Source organism: Amycolatopsis sp. NPDC026612 (genome assembly GCF_040638285.1).
Classification (GTDB): Bacteria; Actinomycetota; Actinomycetes; order Mycobacteriales; family Pseudonocardiaceae; genus Amycolatopsis.
In genome coordinates this window covers 1-1,873 of sequence record NZ_JBEZYB010000179.1, presented here as the reverse complement: position 1 = coordinate 1,873, position 1,873 = coordinate 1, and the positions used below count along the sequence as shown (strand labels likewise).

The 1,873-nt window shown below is 68.3% G+C and carries 3 protein-coding genes; 1 reads left to right on the top strand and 2 read right to left on the bottom strand.

Annotated elements, in window-relative coordinates; all coding sequences use genetic code 11:
• Positions 1-91 precede the first annotated feature (91 nt).
• Together AB0F15_RS45025 and AB0F15_RS45020 are read right to left on the bottom strand one after the other, a co-directional pair.
• Complete coding sequence (locus tag AB0F15_RS45025) at positions 92-691, bottom strand: LuxR C-terminal-related transcriptional regulator (protein ID WP_360284087.1); 600 nt, start codon at positions 689-691, stop codon at positions 92-94.
• 272 nt (positions 692-963) lie between these two features.
• Positions 964-1,110 carry a hypothetical protein gene (locus tag AB0F15_RS45020; RefSeq protein ID WP_360284085.1) on the bottom strand — a complete coding sequence of 49 codons (147 nt, stop codon included), beginning with the start codon at positions 1,108-1,110 and terminating at the stop codon, positions 964-966.
• Between the two features lie 492 nt (positions 1,111-1,602).
• Between AB0F15_RS45020 and AB0F15_RS45015 the strand changes: the two genes are divergently transcribed.
• The coding region (locus tag AB0F15_RS45015) for a DeoR family transcriptional regulator (protein WP_360284083.1) at positions 1,603-1,873 on the top strand (271 nt) is incomplete at its 3' end.

Sequence of the window (1,873 nt, the reverse complement as noted above, 5' to 3'; positions counted from 1 at the left end):
GAGCCCCCGCCCCCACCCCCCCAACTCTAAAACCCGTCGCGGTGCCCATCCCCCAGGGGCACCGCCACGGCTTTTCCATTGGGGATGTCCGTCAGGTCACCACGCCGGGCACGACCCGGGGCGGCCAGCAGTCGGCGGCGAGCAGACCCATCGAGTAGGCCCGGGAAACCAGGGCCGGCCGGTTCGACACCCGGAGCTTCCGCAGCATCGAGCCGACGTGGTACTCCACGCCCTGGCGGCTCAGGTACAGGCGGCTGGCCAGCTGCACGGTGGACGCACCGGCCGCCACCCCTTCCAGGATCCGCCCGTCGAGCTCGGTCAACAGCGCCTTCCGGGCGCGTGACCGGCGGCGGCCCTGCTCGGGGACCTCGGCTTCCTCGGCGATGACGCCGTCCGGGGAGACCAGCACGACGATCGACGACAGCTCGTCGGTCTCGCCGCGCACCGCCACCGCGGTCAGCTCACCGGAGAACAGGTTGTCGGGCCCGTACATGCCGAGCACGCGCTCAGCGAAGCGATTGTGGCCGTGTTTCACCAGTCCGGCGAAGTGCCGGTCCAGCACAGCCTGGGTGCCCGGGTGCAGCAGCTCGTAGAGCCCGCGCCCGCACACGTCGGCGGAGCTCCGGCCGAACTGCTCGAAGAACTCGTCATCGGCCGCCACCACGGTCAGGTCCGGCAGCAGGCTGGCCATGCAGGTCTTGGTGTCGGCACCATCGGACGGGTTCGGCATCGCGGCGAGACCGGAACCTGGTACCGCAGTCGCACTTTCCATCATCACCATCACCGACTTTCCGGCAGTACCAGAGTGGGACCGCCCTCAACCTGACTCGCGGCAGCGGTTTCCCGGCCTCCGCGCCCGGCTCGATCTCAGCCGGATTGTCTTCCTGCGGGCAGCGCCGCAGAAGGTCCTGTTTCGAGTCAATCGATGTCCGCCACGCGGCGGGCCGCCACCCGGGACACCCGTCAGCGCGCGCACCCGTCCGACCCGGCGGTCTTGGCGCCGTCGTCGCGGCCGATCGGCGGACTGGAGCCGTACGCGCCGACGACGGCGGTTTCCCGGGGGAACCGGATCGCGTCCACGGTCGGCATTGTCATGGTCTCGGCAGGCAAGATCGGCTCCTTCCTCGATCACGTTCCCGGCTCGTGTGGCGATCGCGCCCGGAGGGCGGCCGGAACGCCAGGACTTGCCGGCACGACACCAGGTCGGCGTCACCGGGGTCGCTACCGATCGGCGAGCCTCCACCGGTACCGGGCACCTCGCCACCGTGGCGGCCGGCCAAACCTGATCGCGGGGCCGGCGTCGCACGTGACGGCGATCTTCTCGGCTTTCGCCTTGTTGATCGCGTGATTTGGACGCTACTTGGGTTCGTATGGCTTTGGCAAGGCTTCATGTGACTAAGGGCGCGATTTACCGACCATGTCAACGTTTTCCCCAGTAAACTGGCCACAGACCCGCACGTCCGGGGTTGAACCCACGAAAACCGACATCAAAACAACACAGCGCGTTGGCCTTGTTCCTGTGAACCGTTACGCTGGGCAACAGGCCAATCCGGCACCACTGCACCGACCACCGCGGGCTCCGCACCACCAAAGGCGATGACGATGTACGCAGAAGAACGGCAGCGTGTGTTCCTGGACCGGGCACGTGCCAACGGTCGCGTCGACGTGGCCGAACTGGCCGCCGAGTTCTCGGTCACCACCGAAACCGTCCGCCGCGACCTCACCGTACTCGAACGACACGGCCTGCTCCGCCGCGTCCACGGCGGCGCCATCCCCGTCGAGCGCCTCGGGTTCGAACCCGCCCTCGCCACCCGCAACACCCTCATGGCCACCGAAAAAGACCGCATCGCCAAAGCCGCCATCACCGAAATCC